Genomic DNA, 21841 nt, shown 5'->3' with positions numbered 1-21841 from the left:
GTTGACTGACACTCAGCCATCGCGGGCAAGCCCCACATTTTTCCGACACAAACCGTCCTTCAACGGTTTTGATTGAATTCCACATTTCGCAGACTAGTATCGGTTTCTGGAATTACTCCGGAAAACAAAAACAATGTCTGGGCCCTACCTCTCCCGCTTCATCCTCATCACCTGCATTTCCCTGATCAGTTTCTTCCCGATTAACATTCTGCTGCCCTCTTTTCCCGCGCTGGCTGCCAGGTTCGACACACCTACCGCAGAAATCGCACTGTCGATCAGTCTGTTCACGCTGGTGTTTTCAATTTCCCAATTGATTGCAGGCCCGCTGTCGGATAAATGGGGCCGCAAGGAAGTGCTGATCGGCTGCATTACGCTGTCGATCCTCGGCGCGATGGGTTGCGCGTTCGCGTCCGACTACCTGACCTTCCTGCTGTTTCGCTGCGTGCAGGCCATGGGCTGCGGTTTTTTCGTACTGGGCCATGCGCTGGTCGAAGACCTGTTCGAAGAACAGGACCGCGCCCGCGTACGCCTGTATTACATGACCCTTAGCGGTTCGTTTGTGGCGCTCTCGCCGCTGATCGGCTCCTGGCTGCAAACCACCTTCGACTGGCAAGGCAGCTTCTACGGCTTTGCGCTAATGGCACTGGGCATGTTGATCCATGCGCTCTGCATCCTGCCGTCCAAGGCCGCCAGCCCGCACCGCGCGCCGGTATCAATCATCGGTACGCTCAGAGCCGTCGCTGGCAACCGCGACTTCCTGCGCTACTGGTGGATCGCCGCGCTGGTGTTCGCCTGCTATTTCGCCTTGATCAGCGTGACGCCGCTGATTTTCATGGATGCGTTGAAACTGTCCGAATACCAATACGCACTGGTGTTGATGGTGTACGGCGTGGCCTACCTGCTCGGTGGCGTCGCGGCATCGTACTTGCAGAAGCGCATCTCGCTGTCCCGGCAAATCAATATCGGGCTGGGATTGCTGCTGGTGGCCGGCATTTTGTTAACGCTGATTATCAGCGTTGAGGCCATCACCCCCCTGACTCTGCTGATCCCGATGCTGATCAGTGCCCTGGCCGTCACCCTTGTGCGGCCTGCTGCGATTTCGGCGGCGATGCTGCTGTTTTCCAGCAGCGCAGGCACGGCAGCGTCGGCGGGCAACAGCATCATGTTCCTGACCGCGGCCATCAGCAGCGCCGCCCTCGCGCAGACCGGCAACCATTTGCTGATGACCATCGCCGTAAGCTTCATCGTTTTCAGCCTGTGGGGTTGGGTGGCGAATGCACGTGTGGGTCGCTAGCAAGCGCCCTCGCCACAGACGGTCATTCCCTCCAGCCGCCAGCGGTGTAGAATCGGCCTTATTCATCGCCAGTCATCCCCCGGCGGGTTTATGAGCTCGAGGCCCAGGCACGCGGCGATCCCGCGACGCGAGTGGCAACGTTTGGACACACGGCCATTTTCTGAGTGCTCCATACGTCAATAGAAGCTCACTTCCCTTTAGTACTTGATTAGCCGCCCGGAGTGCTCCATGCCAGATTACCGCTCGAAAACATCCACCCACGGCCGCAACATGGCCGGCGCGCGCGCACTGTGGCGTGCCACGGGGATGAAAGATGACGACTTCAAGAAGCCGATCATCGCGATTGCCAACTCCTTTACCCAGTTCGTACCGGGCCACGTCCACCTCAAGGACCTGGGCCAGCTGGTCGCCCGCGAGATCGAACGCGCCGGTGGCGTCGCCAAGGAATTCAACACCATCGCCGTGGATGACGGCATCGCCATGGGCCACGACGGCATGCTGTATTCGCTGCCGAGCCGCGAGATCATTGCCGACTCCGTGGAATACATGGTCAACGCCCACTGCGCCGATGCCATCGTCTGCATCTCGAACTGCGACAAGATCACCCCTGGCATGTTGATGGCCGCCCTGCGACTGAACATCCCGGTGATCTTCGTCTCCGGCGGCCCGATGGAAGCCGGCAAGACCAAGCTCGCCTCCCACGGCCTCGACCTGGTCGACGCCATGGTCATCGCCGCCGATTCCAGCGCTTCTGACGAGAAGGTCGCGGAATACGAACGCAGCGCCTGCCCGACCTGCGGTTCGTGCTCCGGCATGTTCACCGCCAACTCGATGAACTGCCTGGTCGAAGCCCTGGGCCTGGCCTTGCCGGGCAACGGTTCCACCCTGGCCACCCACAGCGACCGCGAACAGCTGTTCCTGCAGGCTGGCCGCACCATCGTCGAGCTGTGCAAGCGTTACTACACCGAGAACGATGAGTCGGTGTTGCCGCGCAATATCGCCAACTTCAAGGCGTTCGAGAACGCCATGACCCTGGACATCGCCATGGGCGGTTCCACCAACACCATCCTGCACTTGCTGGCCGCAGCGCAAGAAGCCGAGATCGACTTCGACCTGCGCGACATCGACCGCCTGTCCCGTCATGTGCCGCAACTGTGCAAAGTCGCGCCGAATATCCAGAAGTACCACATGGAAGACGTGCACCGCGCCGGCGGGATCTTCTCGATTCTTGGCTCGCTGGCCCGTGGCGGCCTGTTGCACACCGACCTGCCGACTGTGCACAGCAAATCCCTGGCCGAAGGCATCGCCAAGTGGGACATCACTCAGACTGACGACGAAGCGGTGCATCACTTCTTCAAGGCTGGCCCGGCGGGTATCCCGACCCAGACCGCGTTCAGCCAGTCGACACGTTGGGAAACCCTGGATGACGACCGTGAAAACGGCTGCATCCGCAGTGTCGAGCACGCCTACTCGCAAGAAGGCGGCCTGGCCGTGCTGTACGGCAACATTGCCCTGGACGGCTGCGTGGTGAAAACCGCCGGTGTGGATGAATCCATCCACGTGTTCGAAGGCCGCGCCAAGATCTACGAAAGCCAGGACAGCTCGGTACGCGGCATCCTCGCCGACGAAGTGAAAGAAGGCGACATCGTGATCATCCGCTACGAAGGCCCGAAAGGCGGCCCGGGTATGCAGGAGATGCTCTACCCGACGTCTTACCTGAAATCCAAAGGCCTGGGCAAAGCTTGCGCCTTGCTGACCGACGGCCGCTTTTCTGGCGGCACCTCGGGCCTCTCGATCGGCCACGCTTCGCCAGAAGCCGCTGCCGGTGGCGCGATTGGTCTGGTGCAGGACGGCGACAAGGTGCTGATCGACATTCCGAACCGCTCGATCAACCTGTTGATCAGCGACGAAGAACTGGCGGCACGCCGGGTTGAGCAGGACAAGAAAGGCTGGAAACCGGTGGAGAAGCGTCCGCGCAAAGTCACCACCGCGTTGAAGGCTTACGCCCTGTTGGCCACCAGTGCCGACAAAGGTGCTGTGCGTAACAAGGCGATGCTCGACGGCCTGTAAGCCCCGCGCATAAAAAAGCCCCGCCACGTGCGGGGCATTTTTTTGTCTGAATAAAACTCCCCAGACAACAGAGATCAACTGTGGGAGCTGGCTTGCCTGCGATGGCGGCGTCTCAGCTTGCCTCTCTGAGCCTGACCGATCGCTATCGCAGGCAAGCCAGCTCCCACACTGACCGCGTTACTGGATTTCGTCCGGCTTGACGATCACCCAGTTCTTGTCCGCCGTCACCGGCAAGCCTTCCTTGGCCTGAGCAGCCGCGTGCTTGGCCATCATGCCGTTGAGCTGGGTCATGTATTTGTCCTTGCGGTTGATCCACAAGTGAATGCCACCCTTGGCCACGTCCACATCGTGGAACAGCATGTAACCGTCGCTGGTCGGTGTGTCACCGCCGACGATCACTGGTTTCTTCCACTCGTCGATGTACGTCAGGATCGCAGCGTGCTTGCCGGCCATCCAGGTCGCCGGAGTCCATAAGTACGGCGTCAGTTCCAGGCCAAGGTTGGCCTTCTCGTCATACTTGCCCGCAGTGATCTGCTTACGCGCAGTGGTCAGTTCGCCGGTCTTGCGATCCTTGAGCAAGGTGCTCACGCCGATGACGTTCTCGGGTTTGACGTTGTAGCCGTACTTCGGATCGGCGGCGACCATACGCACCAACTCCTCGGAGGCGGCGGTCATCACATACACCTCGATGCCGTTTTCCATCAGCTTGTTGTACAGCTCGGCCTGGCCGGTGAAGACTTTCGGCGGCTGCACCTCAGACTTCTTCACCACATCGCCTTCAAAGTAGGTGACCGGCACCGGCTTGCCGGAAGCCATCAGCTCGTCCACCTGGACCTTGAGTTCCTTGAGGGTGAAGCCCGAGAAAATCTGCGCAACCCATGGGTAGCAGACCATGTCGTCGACTTCGCAAAGGCGGTAGTAGTAGCTGAACAGGCTTTCCTTGTGGTCGGCGGTGTCCTTGAACGGCATCAGCTTCAGCGATGGGTCCATGCTCTCGCGGGTGATCAGGCCCTTGTTTTCCATGTAGGGCAGCAAGGACTCTTCGAGGTCGTAGCGGTAACTGGTGTTGTCCATGTCGAACACCGCGAAGTTACCCTTGTTGGCGTTGGCGGCGATCATCTTGTTCAGTTGCTCGGCGGCCGGCGCCGGCCAGTGTTTCAACTCTGTGGCGGCAAATGCCTGGCTGACGAGGCCGAGGCAGAAGGCGGCGGCAAGTAGTTTTGGCGCGAGCTTCATAAGCGTTTTCTCCCTGAGTGAAAGACACCGACGCTAACAAATCTGTATGACAGTTATCGCCCGAGCACGACCGCTTGCGTCGTGATAACGCCAAGGGCATGTGCCTGAGCGCCAAATGCTTATTCCAAAAACGACAGTCGCCATTCCATATTGGTATTAAATCAATATATTTCAAACTGTTAGGCTTCCCGGTTCGCAATCGCAGGCTCACGCGATTGGCTGCCTTCTCAACGGAGCTTCAATGAATCTGCCCCTGATTCTCAACTTACTGGTGTTCGTGGCCCTGTTGCTGGGCCTGGCACAAACCCGTCGCACGAACTGGAGCCTCGCCAAGAAGGTGCTGTTTGCCCTCGTATTGGGCGTGGTGTTCGGCACGGTGTTGCACACCATTTATGGCGACGGCAACCCGGTGCTGAAGGCCTCGATCAGCTGGTTTGATCTGGTCGGCAATGGTTACGTGCAACTGCTGCAAATGATCGTGATCCCGCTGGTGTTCGCCTCGATCCTCAGTGCTGTGGCGCGCCTGCATAACGCCTCGTCCCTGGGCAAGATCAGCTTTTTGACCATCGGCACGCTGCTGTTCACCACCGCGATTGCGGCGCTGATCGGTATCGGCCTGACCAATCTGTTCGGCTTGACCGCCGAAGGTCTGGTGGCGGGCACCCAGGAGATGGCACGCCTGCAAGTGATCCAGAGTGATTACGCAGGCAAGGTTGCCGACCTGAATATCCCGCAGCTGCTGCTGTCGTTCGTACCGGCCAACCCGTTTGCCGACCTGGCCCGCGCCAAGCCGACGTCGATCATCAGCGTGGTGATTTTCGCTGCATTCCTGGGGGTTGCCGCACTGCAACTGCTCAAGGATGACGTGGAAAAAGGCCAGAAAGTGCTCAACGCCATCGACACCCTGCAAGCCTGGGTCATGCGCCTGGTGCGCCTGGTGATGAAGCTGACGCCCTACGGCGTGCTGGCGCTGATGACCAAGGTAGTCGCCGGCTCCAACCTGCAAGACATCATCAAGCTCGGCAGTTTTGTAGTGGTGTCTTATCTGGCTCTGGGGCTGATGTTTGTGGTTCACGGCCTATTGCTGTCGCTGGCCGGGATCAACCCGCTGCGGTTCTTCCGCAAGGTGTGGCCGGTGCTGACGTTTGCCTTCACCAGTCGCTCCAGTGCGGCAGCCATTCCGCTGAGCATTGAAGCGCAGACCCGCCGTCTGGGGATCCCGCAGTCCATCGCCGGGTTTGCCGCCTCGTTTGGCGCGACGATCGGCCAGAACGGTTGCGCCGGTCTCTACCCAGCCATGCTGGCGGTGATGGTTGCACCGACCGTGGGCATCAACCCGCTGGACCCGCTGTGGATCGCGACGCTGGTGGCGATTGTGACCTTGAGTTCGGCCGGTGTGGCAGGCGTGGGCGGTGGTGCGACCTTTGCCGCGCTGATCGTGCTGCCGGCGATGGGCTTGCCGGTGTCACTGGTAGCACTGCTGATTTCCGTGGAGCCGCTGATCGACATGGGCCGCACGGCGTTGAACGTGAATGGTTCGATGACGGCCGGGGCGATTACCAGCCAGGTCATGGGGCAGACGGATAAAGCGCTGCTGGATGCTGATGAGCATGCGGAGTTGGCGCAGGTCTGATAGACCGCTATCGCAGGCAAGCCAGCTCCCACACTTGAATCGGTTTCCTCAGGAGAAATCGGTCAACTGTGGGAGCTGGCTTGCCTGCGATGCTTTTAGGCTTTTTCCCAGACTTCGAAGTTGTAGGCAGGCTTATCGCCTTCAGCCAGGTTCTCGACGTTTGACACCAACTTCCACTGGTTCAAATCAAACTCCGGAAACCATGCATCGCCTTCCGGGCTCAACGCCACCCGCGTCAAATACAGGCGATCCGCCTGCGCCAGCCCCTGCGCATACAGCTGCGCACCGCCGATCAGCATCAGCTCATCCACGCCCTGTTCCAGCGCCCAGGCTTCAGCCCGCTCAACCGCCGCGTCCAGTGACGGAAAAACTTCCGCACCTTCCAGCGCCAAGCCGGTCTGACGGCTGACCACAATGTTCAAGCGCCCCGGCAACGGTCGGCCCAGGGAATCCCAGGTCTTGCGCCCCATGATGATCGGCTTGCCGAGCGTGGTGGCTTTGAAATATTTGAAATCCCCCGGCAAATGCCAGGGCATGCTGTTGTCGACGCCGATCACCCGGTTTTCACCAAGGGCTGCGATCAGGCTTAAAGGGAGAGTTTTTTTCATGCCGACGAGAATACCAGAGCCACGAGTCTGCGGTTATGCTCCAAGCTCACTTGCTCAACAGGACGGCGCGTGACTGCTCTGAACCCGCTGCATACACTTTGGCTGACCGAAACCGTGCGCCTGCGCGAAGAACACGCAGGCCCCTTGGAAGACCTGGAAGCCAACCGGCTGGCCCGCGCGGCCGGTGGCGACCTGGCGACGCGCATCCAGCAGCGTGCCCTGCAACTGGCCGAGCGCGATGGGCTGACCGCCGCCCTCACCCGCTGGCTACAAGGCGCTCGTTTGGCGTTGGTGCTGCTGGCGGTGGTCGCCGTTATCAGTGGCGCTGGGCTGGCCTTTGCCGCCTTGGGCAACGGCCTGACGCCGGTGAACGTGTTCTGGGCCTTGGGCAGCCTGCTCGGCTTGAACCTGATCCTGTTAATCAGCTGGGCCTTGGGCTTGCTGTTTGCCGGTGAACACAGCGCCAGCCTCGGGCGGCTGTGGTTGTGGCTCAGCGAAAAGCTTGCCCGGGATGCCAAAGCCGCGCAATTGGCGCCAGCCTTGCTGCTGTTGTTGCAGCGCCAGAAACTCAACCGTTGGGCCGTGGGTGTGCTGGTCAACAGCCTGTGGTTGCTGGCATTGCTCAGCGCCCTGGTCATTCTGCTGACACTGCTGGCTACGCGGCGCTACGGTTTTGTGTGGGAAACCACCATCCTCGGCGCCGATACCTTTGTTGCCGTCACCCAAGCCCTCGGCAGCCTGCCCGCCTTGCTGGGCTTTAATGTGCCGACGGTGGAGATGATCCGCGCCAGCGGCGACTCGGCCCTGAATATCGAAAGCGCCCGCCAGGCCTGGGCCGCGTGGCTGGTAGGCGTACTGCTGGTGTACGGCCTGCTGCCCAGATTGCTCCTCGCCCTGCTGTGCCTGTGGCGCTGGAAACGCGGGCGCGCTGCGTTGCGCCTGGACCTTAACCTGCCTGGCTACAGCCAACTGCGCGAACGCCTGATGCCGAGCAGTGAACGGCTGGGCGTCAACGACGCCGCGCCCGAACAACTGCACCACGTCACCGGCGGCATCAGCGAGCTGGAAAGCAACGGCGCCCTGCTGGTGGCCATCGAACTCGACGGTCAACACCCGTGGCCGCCGAAGCTACCGAGCAACATCAAAAACGCCGGTATCCTCGACAGCCGCGAATCGCGCAACAAACTGCTGGAACAACTCACGCGCTTCCCGCCCGCACGCCTGGCCATCGCCTGTGACCCGCGCCGCTCACCGGATCGTGGCAGCCTGGCGTTGATCGCCGAGCTGGCCCGCAGCGCCACCGCCACCCGCGTATGGCTGTTGCAGGCGCCACCCGGCCAGGCGCTGGACGCCGAGCGCCTGGGCGACTGGCACGCCGCGCTGCAACAGCTGGAGCTGCCGTTCGCCGACAGTGCGCCGCTGAACTGGCTGGAGACCGGTCATGACTAAACCACTGAAGCTCGCCGTGGTCGGCCACACCAACGTCGGCAAAACTTCGCTGCTGCGCACGTTGACCCGTGATGTGGGCTTTGGCGAAGTCTCCCATCGCCCCAGCACCACCCGCCATGTGGAAGGCGCGCGCCTGTCAGTCGATGGCGAAGCCTTGCTGGAGCTGTACGACACACCCGGCCTGGAAGATGCCATCGCGTTGCTTGATTACCTGGAACGCCTGGACCGACCCGGCGAACGCCTCGATGGCCCGGCTCGCCTGGCGCGGTTCCTGGAAGGCAGCGAAGCCCGCCAGCGTTTTGAACAGGAAGCCAAAGTGCTGCGCCAACTGCTGGCCTCGGACGCCGGTTTGTACGTGATCGACGCCCGCGAACCAGTGCTGGCCAAGTACCGCGACGAGCTGCAAGTGCTGGCCAGTTGCGGCAAGCCATTGCTGCCGGTGCTCAACTTCGTCAGCAGCAACGACCACCGCGAGCCGGACTGGCGCGAAGCCCTGGCCCGCCTCGGCCTGCATGCGTTGGTGCGCTTCGACAGCGTGGCGCCGCCGGAAGACGGCGAACGCCGCTTGTATGAAAGCCTGGCACTGCTGCTGGAAAACTCACGGCCGCAATTGGAACGCCTGATCCTCGATCAGCAAGCCCAACGCCTGGCCCGCCAGCAAAGCGCTGCGCGCTTGATCGCCGAGCTGCTGATCGACTGCGCCGCATGCCGGCGCAGTGTGGTCACCGAAGATGAGCAGCAAGCCATCGCTGATTTGCGCAAAGCCGTGCGCCAGCGCGAACAGAAATGCGTAGAGGCGTTGCTCAAGCTATTCGGTTTTCGCCCACAGGACGCCGCGGCCAGCGACCTGCCCTTGCTGGATGGCCGCTGGGGCGATGACCTGTTCAACCCCGAAACCCTCAAACAACTCGGCGTTCGGGTCGGCGGCGGGATCGCCGCAGGCGCGGCAGCCGGTGCGGGTGTGGACCTGCTGGTCGGCGGTCTCACCCTCGGCGCCGCCGCCATTGCCGGTGCCATTGCCGGTGGCGCACTGCAAACCGCACGCAGCTACGGCAGCCGCCTGCTGGGCAAGATCAAGGGCCAGCGCGAGCTGACCGTCGACGACAGCGTTTTACGCCTGCTCGCCCTGCGCCAACGTCAATTGCTCAAGGCCCTGAACCTGCGCGGCCATGCGGCGATGCACAGCATCAAGGTTGACACGCCGCAGGACAAAACCTGGCGCGAAGGCAAGCTGCCGGATCCGCTGCATAAGGCGCGCGCCCATCCGCAATGGTCGTCGCTCAACCCTCACGCCAAGCTGAGCCAGGCCGAGCGCCAAGAACAGGTCGAGATCTTGGCTGCACGCCTTGGTGATAGGTAACGCAGTTACACCTCATACCATGCCAAAGCCAGGAAGGCCGTGCAGAGCGAGCGGGTCAATTCTTTATCGGCCTTGTTGGCCACCCCGCTGCGGTCGATATCGCTGTTGGTAAATGACTCCAACACGCCATCGCTGTCACCGTCATAGGCAGCGGCCGTGTAGATCAACGACGTTTTGCCTCCCGACGCACTGATTTCAAAGAAGTCGAGCTTGACCGCATTTGGCCGTTTGGTTTTGCCGAAATGGTCGACATACAGGACCAGCGATCGCTGCGATTGGCCCTCTGCGTTAAACCAGTTGAGCTTCAAGCAGCTATTGGCAAAGGCCCCAAGCTTGCGCATATCCAGGTCCAATGCTTCCAGGTGGGCGTGAGGATTCAGATCGCCCAACTGCAAAAAATCCACCTCACCATCAGCTGTCGTATCCACACCGATGAACTCGTAAATCATTTCATCCGGGCAGTCGGCGTGATGTTGATAAAACTGCAGGACGACGGTATCAGCGGGGCCATGGCAGCTCTTGCTCTGAGCGATAGTTTTTAAATAGCGCATCGGCGTTGCTCCTTAAGTTGAAGAAGCAAGCACCTTATTGACGTAGCAAGCAGTGTTCCAGATGGCGCATCTGCGTTTTGCGTAAGGCCTGTCTACGCAACCAGTAGCCTTGAAGCCTTGGCTTTGAGTATTTGCAAATCCAGCAGCGGCACGTGCATTTCCTTAGCCTGTTCATCCCAATGGCGCATGCGCAAACTGACGGCGCAAAGCGGGTCTTGTTCAAAGGCGCGCGCCTCTTCGGCTGTCATCACACCACCTTGGTAACCCAGCGTACGGCGGCTGGCTTCGCTCAAGCGCGCGTAGTAGTCCGGCTGACTGAAGGTCAGGTAGCGCTTGGCCTGCACGTGATACTCCACCAGCTTGGCCATGCGCTCGCTGAAACCTGCGCGGCGTAGATAATCCGCGCCCAGGCGCTCGTGGCTGACCACGCCATAACCGCCCATGTTCTCGCCGCCCTGGCCGCAGAGATGCCCTATGTCGTGGAAAAACGCCGCCAGCACCACCTCATCGTCGAAGCCTTCGGCCATGGCCAACTGCGCAGCCTGGGACATGTGCTCGATCTGCGACACTGGCTCGCCGATGTAATCGGCCGCGCCGTGCTGTTCGTATAAGCCGAAGACTTCGGCGATTGCCTGTTCCGGATTCATGATGCGTCTCCCCACAATGCTGTGATATTTCGCTCGGCCATCGCCGGGCCAACGCTCATGCCTACGCCGGAGTGCATCAACGCCGCGCTCACGCCCGGCGCCGCACGCAGGAATGAAAACGGCGCCGGGCCGCGAGAGCCATACACACCTTGCCAGCGTTCCACCACCTGGATTTTGCAGCCCAGCGTCTGCTCCGCCAGCTCGATCAGCCAATCATCGACTTGCTCGGCATTGAACGGCGATGCGTCGCTGCCGTAGTCATGGGAGTCGCCGATGATCAGCTCGCCCTGCGGTGTCGGACTGATCAGTAAGTGAATCCCATGCTCTTGCAAATGCGGCGCTTCGCGCAAGATCTGCGCCTGCACTGGCGCAGCTTCCGACAGGTCGGCAAACGCGCCGTAGTGCACGCAACTAAGGCCCGTGAGCAATGCGTGTTGCAGGTTCAGGTTGAGCGCAGGCCGGGCGCGCAGCATTTGCAGGCGACAGATGCTCGGGTTGAGCTCGGCCATCGAATCGGCCAACAACGTCTGGTAATCGTGACCGGAGCATACGATGACCTGCTCACCGCGAAAGCTGCCCGCGGTAGTGTGTACCTGGCTAGGCTCAACGTCGCGCACCAGGGTGGAAAAATAGAACTGCACCTTCAATTCCTGGGCCAGGTAATTGATCAGCGCCGGGATCGCTTCGCGCGAATACAGTTGCTGATCATCCTTGCCATGCAGCGCGGCACGGTGATGGCGAAACTGGCCGCCGTACAGGTCTTTCAGCGCCGCGCCTTGCAACAGCTCGACGTTGTAGTCGTGTTCTTGCGCCCGGCCAGCGCAGAAGGCTTCCAGCAGATGTTCTTCGGCTTCGGTGCGGGCGAACAGGTAGGAGCCGTTGCGCTTGAGCTGGATACCAGCCACTTTTGCCCAGTGCGCCCAGATATCACGGCTTTCCTGCGCCAGATCAAGCATCGGCCCTGGGGGTTGGCCGGTGACCAGTGCCTGGCCGAAGTTGCGCACGGAGGCGCCCAGCGGTGTGGCGCTGCGCTCGAAGACCTTGACCTTGAGGCCACGTTTGGCGGCGGCGTAGGCGTGGGACAGGCCGAGGATGCCGGCGCCGATGACCAGCAGGTCGCTGTGTTGTGTCATGAAGATATGTCCTGAATGTGAAGCCACTATCGCAGGCAAGCCAGCTCCCACATTTTGATTTGCGAACCCGATCAAATAATGTGGGAGCTGGCTTGCCTGCGAAGAGGCCATCAGCCCTAACGAAAACCTTACTGACCCGCTACCTTCTCCGACTTGCCGTCATAGCGCTTGCGCCATTCGGTCAGGATGCTGTCGCGGTTTTTCGAGGCCCAGGCGAAGTCGTTCTTGATCAGGCGTTGTTCGTAGTCAGCCGGCAATTCGGTCTGCGGCTTGGCGATACCCGGCTGGGCGAGGACGGCGAAGTTGTCCTTGTACAGCTCCATCGCAGCGGGGCTGGCGGAGAAGTCGGCAAGTTTTTTGGCCGCATCGGCGTGAGCAGTGCCCTTGATCACGGCAGTCGCTTCGATGTCCCAGCCCAAGCCTTCTTTGGGCAAGATAATGTCCAGCGGCGCGCCTTGGCGTTTGAGCTGCACGGCCGGGTACTCAAACGAAATACCAATCGGGAATTCCCCGGAAGCCGCCAGCTTGCACGGCTTGGAGCCGGAGTGAACGTACTGGCCGATGTTCTGGTGCAGGTCGTCCATGTACTGCCAGCCCTGCTTCTCGCCGAAGGTCTGCAGCCAGGCGCTCACATCCAGGAAACCGGTGCCGGACGACGCCGGGTTCGGCATCACGATCTTGCCCTTGTACTCAGGCTTGGTCAGGTCTTGCCAGCTCACCGGCTTGGTCAGGCCTTGTTTCTCGGCTTCGACAGTGTTGAAGCAGATGGTCGCAGCCCACACGTCCATGCCGACCCAGGCGGGTGGGTTAGCGGCGTCGCGGTAGTTTTTGCCGATCTTGTCCAAGTCCTTGGGCGCGTAGCTATCCAGCATGCCTTGCTGATCGAGAATCGCCAGGCTGGAGGCAGCCAGCCCCCACACCACATCCGCCTGCGGGCGGGCTTTTTCGGCCAGCAGTTTGGCAGTGATGATGCCGGTGGAGTCTCGCACCCACTTGATATCGATATCCGGGTTGGCTTTTTCGAAGGCCTGTTTGTAGGTCTTCAACTGCTCGGCTTCGAGGGCCGTGTACACCGTCAACTCGGTTTTGGCGGCAAAGGCATTCAGGCTGAATGCGCTGAGTAGAGCAGCGGCCAGGGCCAAGGGCTTGAACATGGAGCACCTCCTTCAGGGATTTTTATTGGCCGGGCGCGGTTTGGCGCCAGGCTTGGGAGCGGCGCAAGGCGCCACGTGAGGCCCACGCCAGCAGCAGCGAGACGCCGGCCGACGTGAACAGGATCAGGGTCGACATGGCCGCAGCGCCGCCCACATTGCCGGCGTCGTCCATGTTCAACACGGCGACGGCGGCGAGGATGGTGTCGGGGCTGTAGAGGAAGATCGCGGCGGACACGGTGGTCATCGCCGACACAAACAGGTAGCGCACGATATCCAGCAGCGCGGGCAGGCAGATCGGCACGGTGACACGCAGATAGTGGCGGTACAGCGGCGCCTTGAGGGACAGCGCAGCGGCTTCGAACTCGGCGTCCAATTGGCGCAGCGCAGTGGTTGCGGTCATTTGCGCGGTGGTCAGGTAGTGCGCAATGGTGCACACCACCAGCAACGTCATGGTGCCGTAGAACACGTGCAGCGGGTTGCCGTTGAGGTTGAAGAAGAACACATAACCCAGGCCCAGCACCAAGCCCGGCACAGCCATCGGCACAAAGCTGAGCATGCGCAGCGCCAGGTTCAGGCCTTTCTGGCCCTTGGTCTTTTCCATCAGGTAGGCGCCGGTGAAGATCAGCACACTGCCGATCAGCGCGGTGCACAGCGCCATGGTCAGGCTGTTGCGATAGGCCAGCCAGCCGCCGCCGGCCGTGTCTTCAAACTGGTAGTGATTGAGCGATAGAGAGAGGTTGTACGGCCAGAACTTCACCAGCGAGGAATACACCGCCATGCCGAACACCAGCAGCAACACGGCGCAGATCAACAACACAATCGCCAGGTAGCAGCCATCTCTTAAGCGCGACGGCGCCGGCTGGAACACTTGGGCGCGGCCGCTCATGGCGTCGCCATGACGGCGGCGCAGCCAGGCATCCACAGCAAAGCTGAACAGCGCCGGCAGCAACAACACCATGCCGATCAAGGCGCCGCGACCGAACTGTTGCTGGCCGACCACCGCCTTGTAGGCTTCCAGCGCCAACACCTGATAATCGCCACCCACCACCACGGGCACGCCGAAGTCGGTGATGGTCAGGGTGAACACCAGGCAAAACGCCGCGAATACCGCCTGACGCGTGGCCGGCCAGGTAATGCTGCGAAACGCCCGGGCCGGGCTGGCGCCCATGCTGGAGGCGGCATCGAACAGGCGCGCATCCGCCAGGGACAGCGCCGACAGCAGAATCATCAGGGCATGTGGGAAGGTGTAGATCACTTCACCCAGCACAATGCCCCAGAAGCCGTAGATATTGTCCGAGAGCAAACCACGCAACATGCCCTGGTTGCCGAACAGATAGACCAGCGCAATACCCGGCAACATCGAAGGGGCCATCAATGGCAGCAGTGACAGGCCGCGCCAGATCGGCTTGCCGGGAATCAGCGTGCGTTGCAGTGCGTAGGCAAACAGGTAGGCCAGCGGTACGACGATGGCCGCCACACTGAGGGACACTTTCAGGCTATTGCCCAACAACCAATGGAAGTTGGCGCTGGTCACCAGCTCTCGCGCCGCGACCAGGCCGCCGCCCTGCCCGGCTTCGCTGCTGAAGCCGCGCCAGAAGATCGCCAGCAACGGCAACAACACCGCAATGCCCAGCAGGAGTAACCAAAGCAGCTTGCCGCCGACCACAAAGAGGCGGTCGCCAAGCTCAGCGCGGGAAACCTGACGAGCCACGTGGTCGGGTATCGGCAGACTCATATCAGCAGCCATCTCAGGCAAACACCTGCAGGCTGCGCGGCGGCAGGGCCACCCAGATATCCTGCGCACCCAGGCGCGGCATGGCTTCGGGGGCCAGTTCGGCCAACAGCGGGTGGCCAGGCAATTGCTCCAGCTCAAAGCTCATGCGGCAGCGGTTGCCGAGGAAAGTGATCTCGCGGACCTTGGCCGGGAACAGGTTTTCTTCATGCACCAGCGGGTTGACGCTGATGGCTTCCGGGCGGCAGAACAAGCGGCCGGACTTGGCCTTGCTGGCGCTGTCATCCAGGCGCATGTGCAGGCCGCCGACTTGGGCATGACTGTCACTGCTGCGGCTGAACGGCAGCCAGTTGCCCTGGCCGACAAACTCCGCCACGAACGGCGTGGCCGGGCGGTCGTAGATTTCCTGGGGCGTGGCGTACTGCTCGACCTTGCCGTTGTTCATCACCGCGATGCGGTCGGCCATCAGCATGGCCTCGTCCTGGTTGTGGGTGACCATCAACGTGGTAATGCCCAGGCGCCGTTGCAATTGGCGCAGCTCGGTACATAGATGCTCGCGCACACGGGCGTCGAGGGCCGACATGGGTTCGTCCAGCAGCAGCAGCGATGGCGCCGGTGCCAGGGCGCGGGCCAGGGCGACGCGCTGTTGTTGGCCGCCGGAGAGTTGGCCGGGGTACTTTTTTTCGCTGCCGACCAGGCCGACCAGTTCAAGCATCTGCCCGACACGCTTGCGCACTTCGTCGCGACCACTGCCGGTAAGGCCGTAGCCGATGTTTGCTTCGACAGTCAGATTGGGAAACAGCGCGTAGGACTGGAACAGAATGCCGTAGTCCCGCGCCTGCGGCGGTAGCAAGGAAACATCGCGGTTGCCCAGGTAAAGCTCACCGCTGTCCTGGCGCTCCAGGCCGGCGATACAGCGCAGCAAGGTGGTTTTGCCGCAGCCGGACGGGCCTAGCAGGCACACCAGCTCGCCGGCCGCGACCTCCAGGGACACGTTGTCCAGCGCGGTGAATGCGCCGAAGCGTTTCTGGATACCGCGCACCTTCATTGGCGCACCGGGTTGGGTCAGGGCTGTGTTCATGCAAGGCACCTCATCAAACTGATGAAGGCCATGCTAGGCGGGCAATGCGTCCCTCTTGTGGCAGAAAGGCAAAAGGCAGTGATAGTGGTATTGGTGGATTTGTGTAGGACTTCAGCGGTGTGGTGTCGGGGCGGGCCTCATCGCAGGCAAGCCAGCTCCCACCTTTGAATGTATTCACATATCTAAATGTGGGAGCTGGCTTGCCTGCGATGGCGATTCAAAAGCCAGCACAGCACTTCAGAGTGGCGACATTTCCTGCGCCAGCCCCAGAAACGCCGCCGGCAACCGCGCGCCTTTGCGCTCTTTGAGGCAGTACAAATACTCGGGAATCTGCGGCGCATTCTCGATGGTCAGCACCCGCAGTTGCGGGTCATGGGGCACTTCCTGGCGGGCGATGATGCTGATGCCGATATTGCGCAACACGGCTTCACGAATCGACTCACGGCTGCCGATTTCCAGCAACGGCCCGTAACTGACGCCTGCGCCCTGCAACATCTCTTCAGTCAGCCGCCGCGTGGTGGAGCCGGCTTCGCGCATCAGCAAGGTATGCCCGGCCAGCGCACTCAACGGCACATGCTCAAGCTTCGCCAGGGGATGATTGCGATGCACCGCCAGCACCAGCGGGTCGGTGCCCAGCACGCGACGGATCAGGCGTGGGTCTTCGAGCAGTTGCGAGGAGGCAGCGACGTCGACGCGGTAATCGTCCAGCGCTTCGAGCACCTGTTGGGAATTGCCGATTTCCACCGAGACGTCCACATGGGGCAGGCGTTCGCGAAAGGCTTTGACCAGATCGAGGATGTAGTACGGCGCCGTGGCGGCAATCCTCAAGGCGCCCTGGACCTGGCCAGTATTGCGCAGGAAAAACTCGATATCGGCTTCATGCTGCAACAGCGTCTTGACCATCGGCAGCAAGCGCGCGCCGTCGTCGCTGACGGTGAGGCGGCGCCCGCCGCGGTAGAACAGTTCAACGCCGTATTGGCTTTCCAGGTTGCGAATCTGGGTGGTGACGGTGGGCTGGCTCAAGCCGAGTTTTTTCGCCGCCTGGGTAATGCTGCCCAGGCGGGCGACCATAAAAAACGCCTTTAACTCAGCACTCAGCACACCGCCCTCTCATCCTCTATTTGCGCAACAGGCGCAGACCATTGAACACCACCAGCAGGCTCACGCCCATGTCCGCGAACACCGCCATCCACATGGTCGCCATGCCCAGGAACGTGACCGCCAGGAAGATCGCCTTGATCACCAACGCCAGGGCGATGTTCTGCTTGAGGATACTCGACGTTTGCCGCGACAGACGAATGAATGCCGGAATCTTGCGCAGATCATCGTCCATCAACGCCACGTCGGCGGTCTCGATCGCCGTGTCGGTGCCGGCTGCGGCCATGGCAAAGCCGATTTCGGCGCGGGCCAGGGCCGGAGCGTCGTTGATGCCGTCGCCGACCATGCCCACCCGGTGGCCTTGGCCGTAGAGGGTTTCGATGGCTTGCAGCTTGTCAGTGGGCAACAGGTCGCCCTGGGCCTGATCAATGCCAACCTGCGCTGCAATCGCCTGGGCGGTGTGGGTGTTGTCGCCGGTGAGCATCAGGGTCTTGATGCCCAGCTCGTGCAGTTGCTGGATGGCTTCGCGGCTGCTGTCTTTTACTGTGTCGGCCACGGCGAACAATGCCAGCGGGCCGGACTTGTCGAGCAGCAGCACCACGGACTTGCCTTGTTTTTCCAGGGCGAACAGCTTTTCTTCGAGCGCCGGCGAGCACAGGCCCAGGTCTTCCACCAGACGGTGGTTGCCCAAGTGGTAGGTTTCGCCGTTGATGTCGCCACGCACACCGCGACCAGCCAGCGCCTCGAAGTTATCCACAACGTGGCTTGGCAGATTTTTATCCACAGCTGCCTTGGCGATAGCCAGCGACACCGGGTGGTCGGAGCGCCCGGCCAAGCTGGCGGCCAGGGCGGGTGCGCTGTCTTCGACGTTGGGGAACAGCGCCAGATAATCGGTTTGCACCGGTTTGCCGTGGGTGATGGTGCCGGTCTTGTCGAGGGCCAGGTAGTCGAGTTTGTAACCGCCCTCCAGGTACACGCCGCCCTTGATCAGGATGCCTTTGCGCGCCGCAGCCGCGAGGCCGCTGACGATGGTCACTGGGGTGGAAATCACCAAGGCGCATGGGCACGCGACCACCAGCAATACGAGGGCGCGGTAGATCCAGTCGAACCACACGCCCGCCATGAACAGCGGCGGGATAATCGCCACGCCCAAGGCAAACAGGAAGACTGCCGGGGTGTAGATCTTCGAGAAGCTGTCGACAAAGCGCTGGGTCGGCGCCCGTGCGCCCTGAGCCTGTTCCACCGCGTGAATGATGCGCGCCAGGGTGGAATTGTTGGCCGCTGCGGTGACCTTGTACTCAAGGGACCCGGCCTGATTGATGGTGCCGGCGAAGACTTTGTCGCCCACGGTTTTTTCAATCGGCAGGCTTTCGCCGGTGATCGGTGCCTGATCAATGGTGGATTGGCCGGCGATGACTTCACCGTCCAGGCCAATGCGCTCGCCGGGTTTTACCCGCACGATCGCGCCCAATTCAATGCTTTTTACTTCCTGTTCAAGCCACGAACCGTCGACTTGCTGCACCGTGGCCTGTTCCGGCGTCATCTGCATCAAGCCACTGATGGCGTTACGCGCACGGTCCAGAGACTTGGCTTCGATCAGCTCGGCCACTGTGAACAGGAACATCACCATGGCCGCTTCCGGCCACTGGCCGATCAGGATCGCGCCAGTCACCGCGATGCTCATCAGCGCGTTGATGTTCAGGTTGAGGTTTTTCAGGGCGATCCAGCCCTTTTTATAGGTGGTGAGGCCGCCGCTGAGGATCGACACCAGCGCCACCAGCGCGATCACCCAGGTCGGTGCTACGCCGGTGAAATGCAGCACTTCGGCGCCCAACGCGCCTACGCCGGACACCGCCAACGGCCACCAATGCTTCTTGGCAGGCGGCGCGGCAGCAGGCGTACCCTCTTCGATAGGGTCGGCCTGCATACCGATGGATTTGATCGCCGCGATAATCGGCGCAGTGCTCGGCAGGTCATGGGTGACGCCAAGGATGCGGTTGATCAAGTTGAATTCCAGCTGCTGCACACCGGCGAGCTTGCCCAGTTTGTTCTGGATCAGCGTCTGCTCGGTGGGGCAGTCCATGGCTTCGATGCGGAAGGCGCTCAGGCGCGAGCCGGCCGTGGGCGCTTCGTTTAGCGTGACCACAGCAGGCGCTACCTTGCTGGAACAGCAGGAATCGCCATGGCTGCCATGCTCATGCTTTGTGACCGGCGTCAGCTTGGCGCCGTGGTCGTGGCCATGTTCGTGGCTATGGTCATGGTCATGATCGTGCGAGTGATCATGTTTTTTCGGGGTGTGGATGGAATCGCTCATTCTGTCGCGTCCGTAAAGGTGCCTGTTGCCAAGTAAAGACCCTGTAGCCACTATAGGGTCAAGCACCCATTTGGAGATTGCTGCGATGAAGATCGGCGAATTGGCCAAACTGACCGATTGTCAGGTGGAAACCATCCGTTATTACGAGAAAGAAGGTCTGCTGCCGCCTCCGGCACGCACCGATGCCAATTATCGCGTGTACACCCAGGCGCACACCGAACGGCTGATCTTTATCCGCAACTGCCGCAGCCTGGACATGACGCTTGAAGAAATCCGCAGCCTGCTGGGGCTGCGCGACAGCCCGCAGGACCAGTGCGAGAGTGTGAATGCGTTGATCGACGAGCATATCCACCATGTGAAAGCGCGGATCGATGGGCTGTTGGCGTTGCAGGCGCAATTGCTCGACCTGCGCCAACGCTGCGGCGGTGGGCCGGATCTGGACCAGTGCGGGATTTTGCAGCGGCTGGAGGTCAGCGGCAGTGTGGCGGCCAGCGAGGCGGAGCCTTCGCATGTGGGCAGAAGCCACGGGCATTAAGGTGCACACAGAACAACTGTGGGAGCTGGCTTGCCTGCGATAGCGGTGGATCAGAGGCATTTGTATCGCCTGACACTTCGCTATCGCAGGCAAGCCAGCTCCCACATAAGCCAGTTGCCACATTTTTGACCGAGGCGGTCTTTAGATGGCGACGTCAGCCTTGATGCTCGGATCGGCGTCGTAGCCCACAATCTCGAAATCTTCGAACTTGTAGTCGTAAATCGACGCCGGCTTACGCTTGATTACCAGTTCCGGCAGCTTCTTCGGCGTGCGCGCCAGCTGCGTACGGATCTGTTCCATATGGTTGCTATAGGCATGGGTGTCACCGGTGGTGACGATGATCTCGTGCGGGATCAGGTCGCATTGCTGGGCCAGCATATGGGTCAGCAACGCCAGCGCGGCGGTGTTGTACGGCAGGCCGAGGAATACGTCGGAGCTGCGGATGTACAACTGCATCGACAGATGGCCGTCATGCACAAACGCCTGGTACAGCAGGTGGCACGGCGGCAGGGCTTGCTTGCCGTTGCGCGCGTTTTCCTGCGGGCTCTTGGTTTCGTCCGGCAGGTATTCGACGTTCCAGCCGTGGAACAGGATGCGACGGCTGTTGGGGTTGTTTTTCAACGTGTCGACCATGTAGTCGATCTGGTTGATGGTGCCGCCGTCCTTGGTTGGCCAGGCGGTCCACTGCTCGCCGTACACCGGGCCGAGGTCGCCGTCTTCGGTGGCCCATTCGTCCCAGATTTTCACGCCGTTTTCGTTCAGCCACTTGATGTTGGTATTGCCGCTCAACATCCAGATCAATTCGTTGGCGATGCTTTTGAAATGAAGCTTCTTGGTGGTCAGCAGCGGGAAGCCGTCGGCCAAGTTATGCCGATACTGACGGGCAAACACGGCTTTGGTGCCGGTGCCGGTGCGATCGCCCTTGGTCAATCCATTGGTCACGACGTCGTTCAGTAGTTCGAGATATTGCTTCATGTTTTTACCCGTATCAAAGAAGCCGAGGCTCGCAAAAGCCTCGGCATTCGAATTTAAAGCGCGGCGTTCTTGATGCCTTGCGGGCGATTGTACGCCCACCACAGCAGGCCCAGGCCCGCCAGGATCATCGGCATGCTGAGAATCTGCCCCATGGTCAACCAGCCCCACGCCAGGTAGCCCAGCTGTGCATCCGGCACGCGGACGAACTCGACGATGAAGCGGAAGATCCCGTAGAACAACGCAAACATGCCGGAAACCGCCATGGTTGGGCGTGGCTTGCGCGAGAAGATATAAAGAATCAGGAACAGTGCCACACCTTCCAGCGCGAACTGGTAGAGCTGCGACGGGTGGCGTGGCAGTTGCGCCGGGTCGCTGAAGGGTGGGAACACCATGGCCCACGGCACGTCGCTCGGCTTGCCCCACAACTCGGCGTTGATGAAGTTACCGATACGCCCGGCACCCAGGCCAATCGGCACGAACGGTGCGACGAAGTCCATCAGTTGGAAGAACGACTTGCCGTTGCGGCGGCCGAACCACCACGCGGCGATCATCACACCGACAAAGCCACCGTGGAACGCCATGCCGCCCTTCCACACTTCGAAAATCAGCGTCGGGTTGGCGATATAGGCCGGAAGATCGTAGAACAGCACATACCCCAGGCGTCCGCCGACGATCACGCCCATCGACATCCAGAACACCATGTCGGAGAGCTTCTCCTTGGTCCAGGTCGGGTCAAAACGGTTCAGGCGCCGGGAAGCCAGCAGCCAGGCACCGCCGATGCCGATCAGGTACATCAACCCGTACCAATGGATTTGCAGCGGACCGATGGCCACGGCCACCGGGTTGATCTGCGGGTAAGGCAGCATTGCGACTCCTCGTTAAATCAATAGTCATGGCGCACCGGACCATGCCGGTGTGGGATTAAGCCTGCGTTACAGCCGCAATTTCAAATTAAGAAGGTTAGACACGCC

The 21841-nt window shown here is 61.1% G+C and carries 18 protein-coding genes; 6 read left to right on the top strand and 12 right to left on the bottom strand.

Annotation, left to right across the window (positions count from 1 at the left end):
* Positions 1 to 133: 133 nt before the first annotated feature.
* Complete coding sequence (locus tag ACQY47_RS16335; RefSeq protein WP_177033839.1) at positions 134 to 1294, top strand: MFS transporter; 1161 nt, start codon at positions 134 to 136, stop codon at positions 1292 to 1294.
* 228 nt (positions 1295 to 1522) lie between these two features.
* Positions 1523 to 3364, top strand: a complete 1842-nt coding sequence (gene ilvD / locus ACQY47_RS16330) for a dihydroxy-acid dehydratase (RefSeq protein WP_017139479.1) — start codon at positions 1523 to 1525, stop codon at positions 3362 to 3364.
* 177 nt (positions 3365 to 3541) lie between these two features.
* On the opposite strand, the gene ACQY47_RS16325 is transcribed toward ilvD, so the two are convergent.
* Positions 3542 to 4600, bottom strand: a complete 1059-nt coding sequence (locus tag ACQY47_RS16325; protein ID WP_017139480.1) for a hypothetical protein — start codon at positions 4598 to 4600, stop codon at positions 3542 to 3544.
* A 241-nt stretch (positions 4601 to 4841) separates the two neighbouring features.
* On the opposite strand from ACQY47_RS16325, the gene ACQY47_RS16320 reads away from it, so the two are divergent.
* Positions 4842 to 6233 carry an L-cystine transporter gene (locus tag ACQY47_RS16320; protein ID WP_219269877.1) on the top strand — a complete coding sequence of 464 codons (1392 nt, stop codon included), beginning with the start codon at positions 4842 to 4844 and terminating at the stop codon, positions 6231 to 6233.
* 95 nt (positions 6234 to 6328) lie between these two features.
* Here the strand turns inward: ACQY47_RS16320 and ACQY47_RS16315 are convergent, their stop codons facing one another.
* Positions 6329 to 6841, bottom strand: coding sequence for a dihydrofolate reductase (locus ACQY47_RS16315; protein ID WP_176991632.1), 513 nt, complete (start codon positions 6839 to 6841; stop codon positions 6329 to 6331).
* Between the two features lie 69 nt (positions 6842 to 6910).
* Here ACQY47_RS16315 and ACQY47_RS16310 point away from each other — a divergent pair, with 69 nt between their 5' ends.
* Together ACQY47_RS16310 and ACQY47_RS16305 are read left to right on the top strand one after the other, a co-directional pair.
* A complete protein-coding gene (locus tag ACQY47_RS16310; RefSeq protein ID WP_428550272.1) occupies positions 6911 to 8290 on the top strand; it encodes a DUF2868 domain-containing protein in 1380 nt (459 codons plus the stop codon).
* Positions 8283 to 9650 (top strand): DUF3482 domain-containing protein, encoded by a 1368-nt coding sequence (locus tag ACQY47_RS16305; RefSeq protein WP_428550269.1) that lies wholly within the window; start codon positions 8283 to 8285, stop codon positions 9648 to 9650. Before ACQY47_RS16310 ends, ACQY47_RS16305 begins: the two co-directional genes overlap by 8 nt.
* Before the next feature lie 5 nt (positions 9651 to 9655).
* Here the strand turns inward: ACQY47_RS16305 and ACQY47_RS16300 are convergent, their stop codons facing one another.
* The 8 genes from ACQY47_RS16300 to ACQY47_RS16265 form a co-directional block, all read right to left on the bottom strand.
* A complete protein-coding gene (locus ACQY47_RS16300; protein WP_428550266.1) occupies positions 9656 to 10201 on the bottom strand; it encodes a hypothetical protein in 546 nt (181 codons plus the stop codon).
* Between the two features lie 92 nt (positions 10202 to 10293).
* On the bottom strand, positions 10294 to 10848 hold the full coding sequence (locus tag ACQY47_RS16295; RefSeq protein WP_428550263.1) for a phosphonate degradation HD-domain oxygenase: 555 nt from the start codon (positions 10846 to 10848) through the stop codon (positions 10294 to 10296).
* A complete protein-coding gene (locus tag ACQY47_RS16290; protein ID WP_428550260.1) occupies positions 10845 to 11981 on the bottom strand; it encodes a TIGR03364 family FAD-dependent oxidoreductase in 1137 nt (378 codons plus the stop codon). Before ACQY47_RS16290 ends, ACQY47_RS16295 begins: the two co-directional genes overlap by 4 nt.
* A 128-nt stretch (positions 11982 to 12109) precedes the next feature.
* On the bottom strand, positions 12110 to 13135 hold the full coding sequence (locus ACQY47_RS16285; RefSeq protein ID WP_428550257.1) for a putative 2-aminoethylphosphonate ABC transporter substrate-binding protein: 1026 nt from the start codon (positions 13133 to 13135) through the stop codon (positions 12110 to 12112).
* Between the two features lie 22 nt (positions 13136 to 13157).
* Positions 13158 to 14882, bottom strand: coding sequence for a putative 2-aminoethylphosphonate ABC transporter permease subunit (locus ACQY47_RS16280; RefSeq protein WP_236446421.1), 1725 nt, complete (start codon positions 14880 to 14882; stop codon positions 13158 to 13160).
* A 1-nt stretch (position 14883) separates the two neighbouring features.
* Positions 14884 to 15948 (bottom strand): putative 2-aminoethylphosphonate ABC transporter ATP-binding protein, encoded by a 1065-nt coding sequence (locus tag ACQY47_RS16275; RefSeq protein WP_017139492.1) that lies wholly within the window; start codon positions 15946 to 15948, stop codon positions 14884 to 14886.
* Positions 15949 to 16185: 237 nt separating this feature from the next.
* Complete coding sequence (locus ACQY47_RS16270; RefSeq protein WP_428550252.1) at positions 16186 to 17049, bottom strand: LysR family transcriptional regulator; 864 nt, start codon at positions 17047 to 17049, stop codon at positions 16186 to 16188.
* A gap of 16 nt (positions 17050 to 17065) precedes the next feature.
* Positions 17066 to 19360 (bottom strand): heavy metal translocating P-type ATPase, encoded by a 2295-nt coding sequence (locus ACQY47_RS16265; protein ID WP_428550249.1) that lies wholly within the window; start codon positions 19358 to 19360, stop codon positions 17066 to 17068.
* 85 nt (positions 19361 to 19445) lie between these two features.
* Between ACQY47_RS16265 and cadR the strand changes: the two genes are divergently transcribed.
* Complete coding sequence (gene cadR / locus ACQY47_RS16260) at positions 19446 to 19895, top strand: Cd(II)/Pb(II)-responsive transcriptional regulator (RefSeq protein WP_017139495.1); 450 nt, start codon at positions 19446 to 19448, stop codon at positions 19893 to 19895.
* Between the two features lie 141 nt (positions 19896 to 20036).
* Here cadR and ACQY47_RS16255 read toward each other — a convergent pair whose 3' ends face one another.
* Both ACQY47_RS16255 and lgt read right to left on the bottom strand, forming a co-directional pair.
* Positions 20037 to 20870, bottom strand: a complete 834-nt coding sequence (locus ACQY47_RS16255) for a thymidylate synthase (RefSeq protein WP_017139496.1) — start codon at positions 20868 to 20870, stop codon at positions 20037 to 20039.
* A 53-nt stretch (positions 20871 to 20923) separates the two neighbouring features.
* Positions 20924 to 21736 carry a prolipoprotein diacylglyceryl transferase gene (gene lgt / locus ACQY47_RS16250; RefSeq protein WP_017139497.1) on the bottom strand — a complete coding sequence of 271 codons (813 nt, stop codon included), beginning with the start codon at positions 21734 to 21736 and terminating at the stop codon, positions 20924 to 20926.
* Between the last annotated feature and the right edge of the window lie 105 nt (positions 21737 to 21841).

The organism is Pseudomonas edaphica, assembly GCF_965277385.1.
Classification (GTDB): Bacteria; Pseudomonadota; Gammaproteobacteria; order Pseudomonadales; family Pseudomonadaceae; genus Aquipseudomonas; species Aquipseudomonas edaphica.
This window is presented reverse-complemented; position numbering and strand designations above follow the sequence as displayed.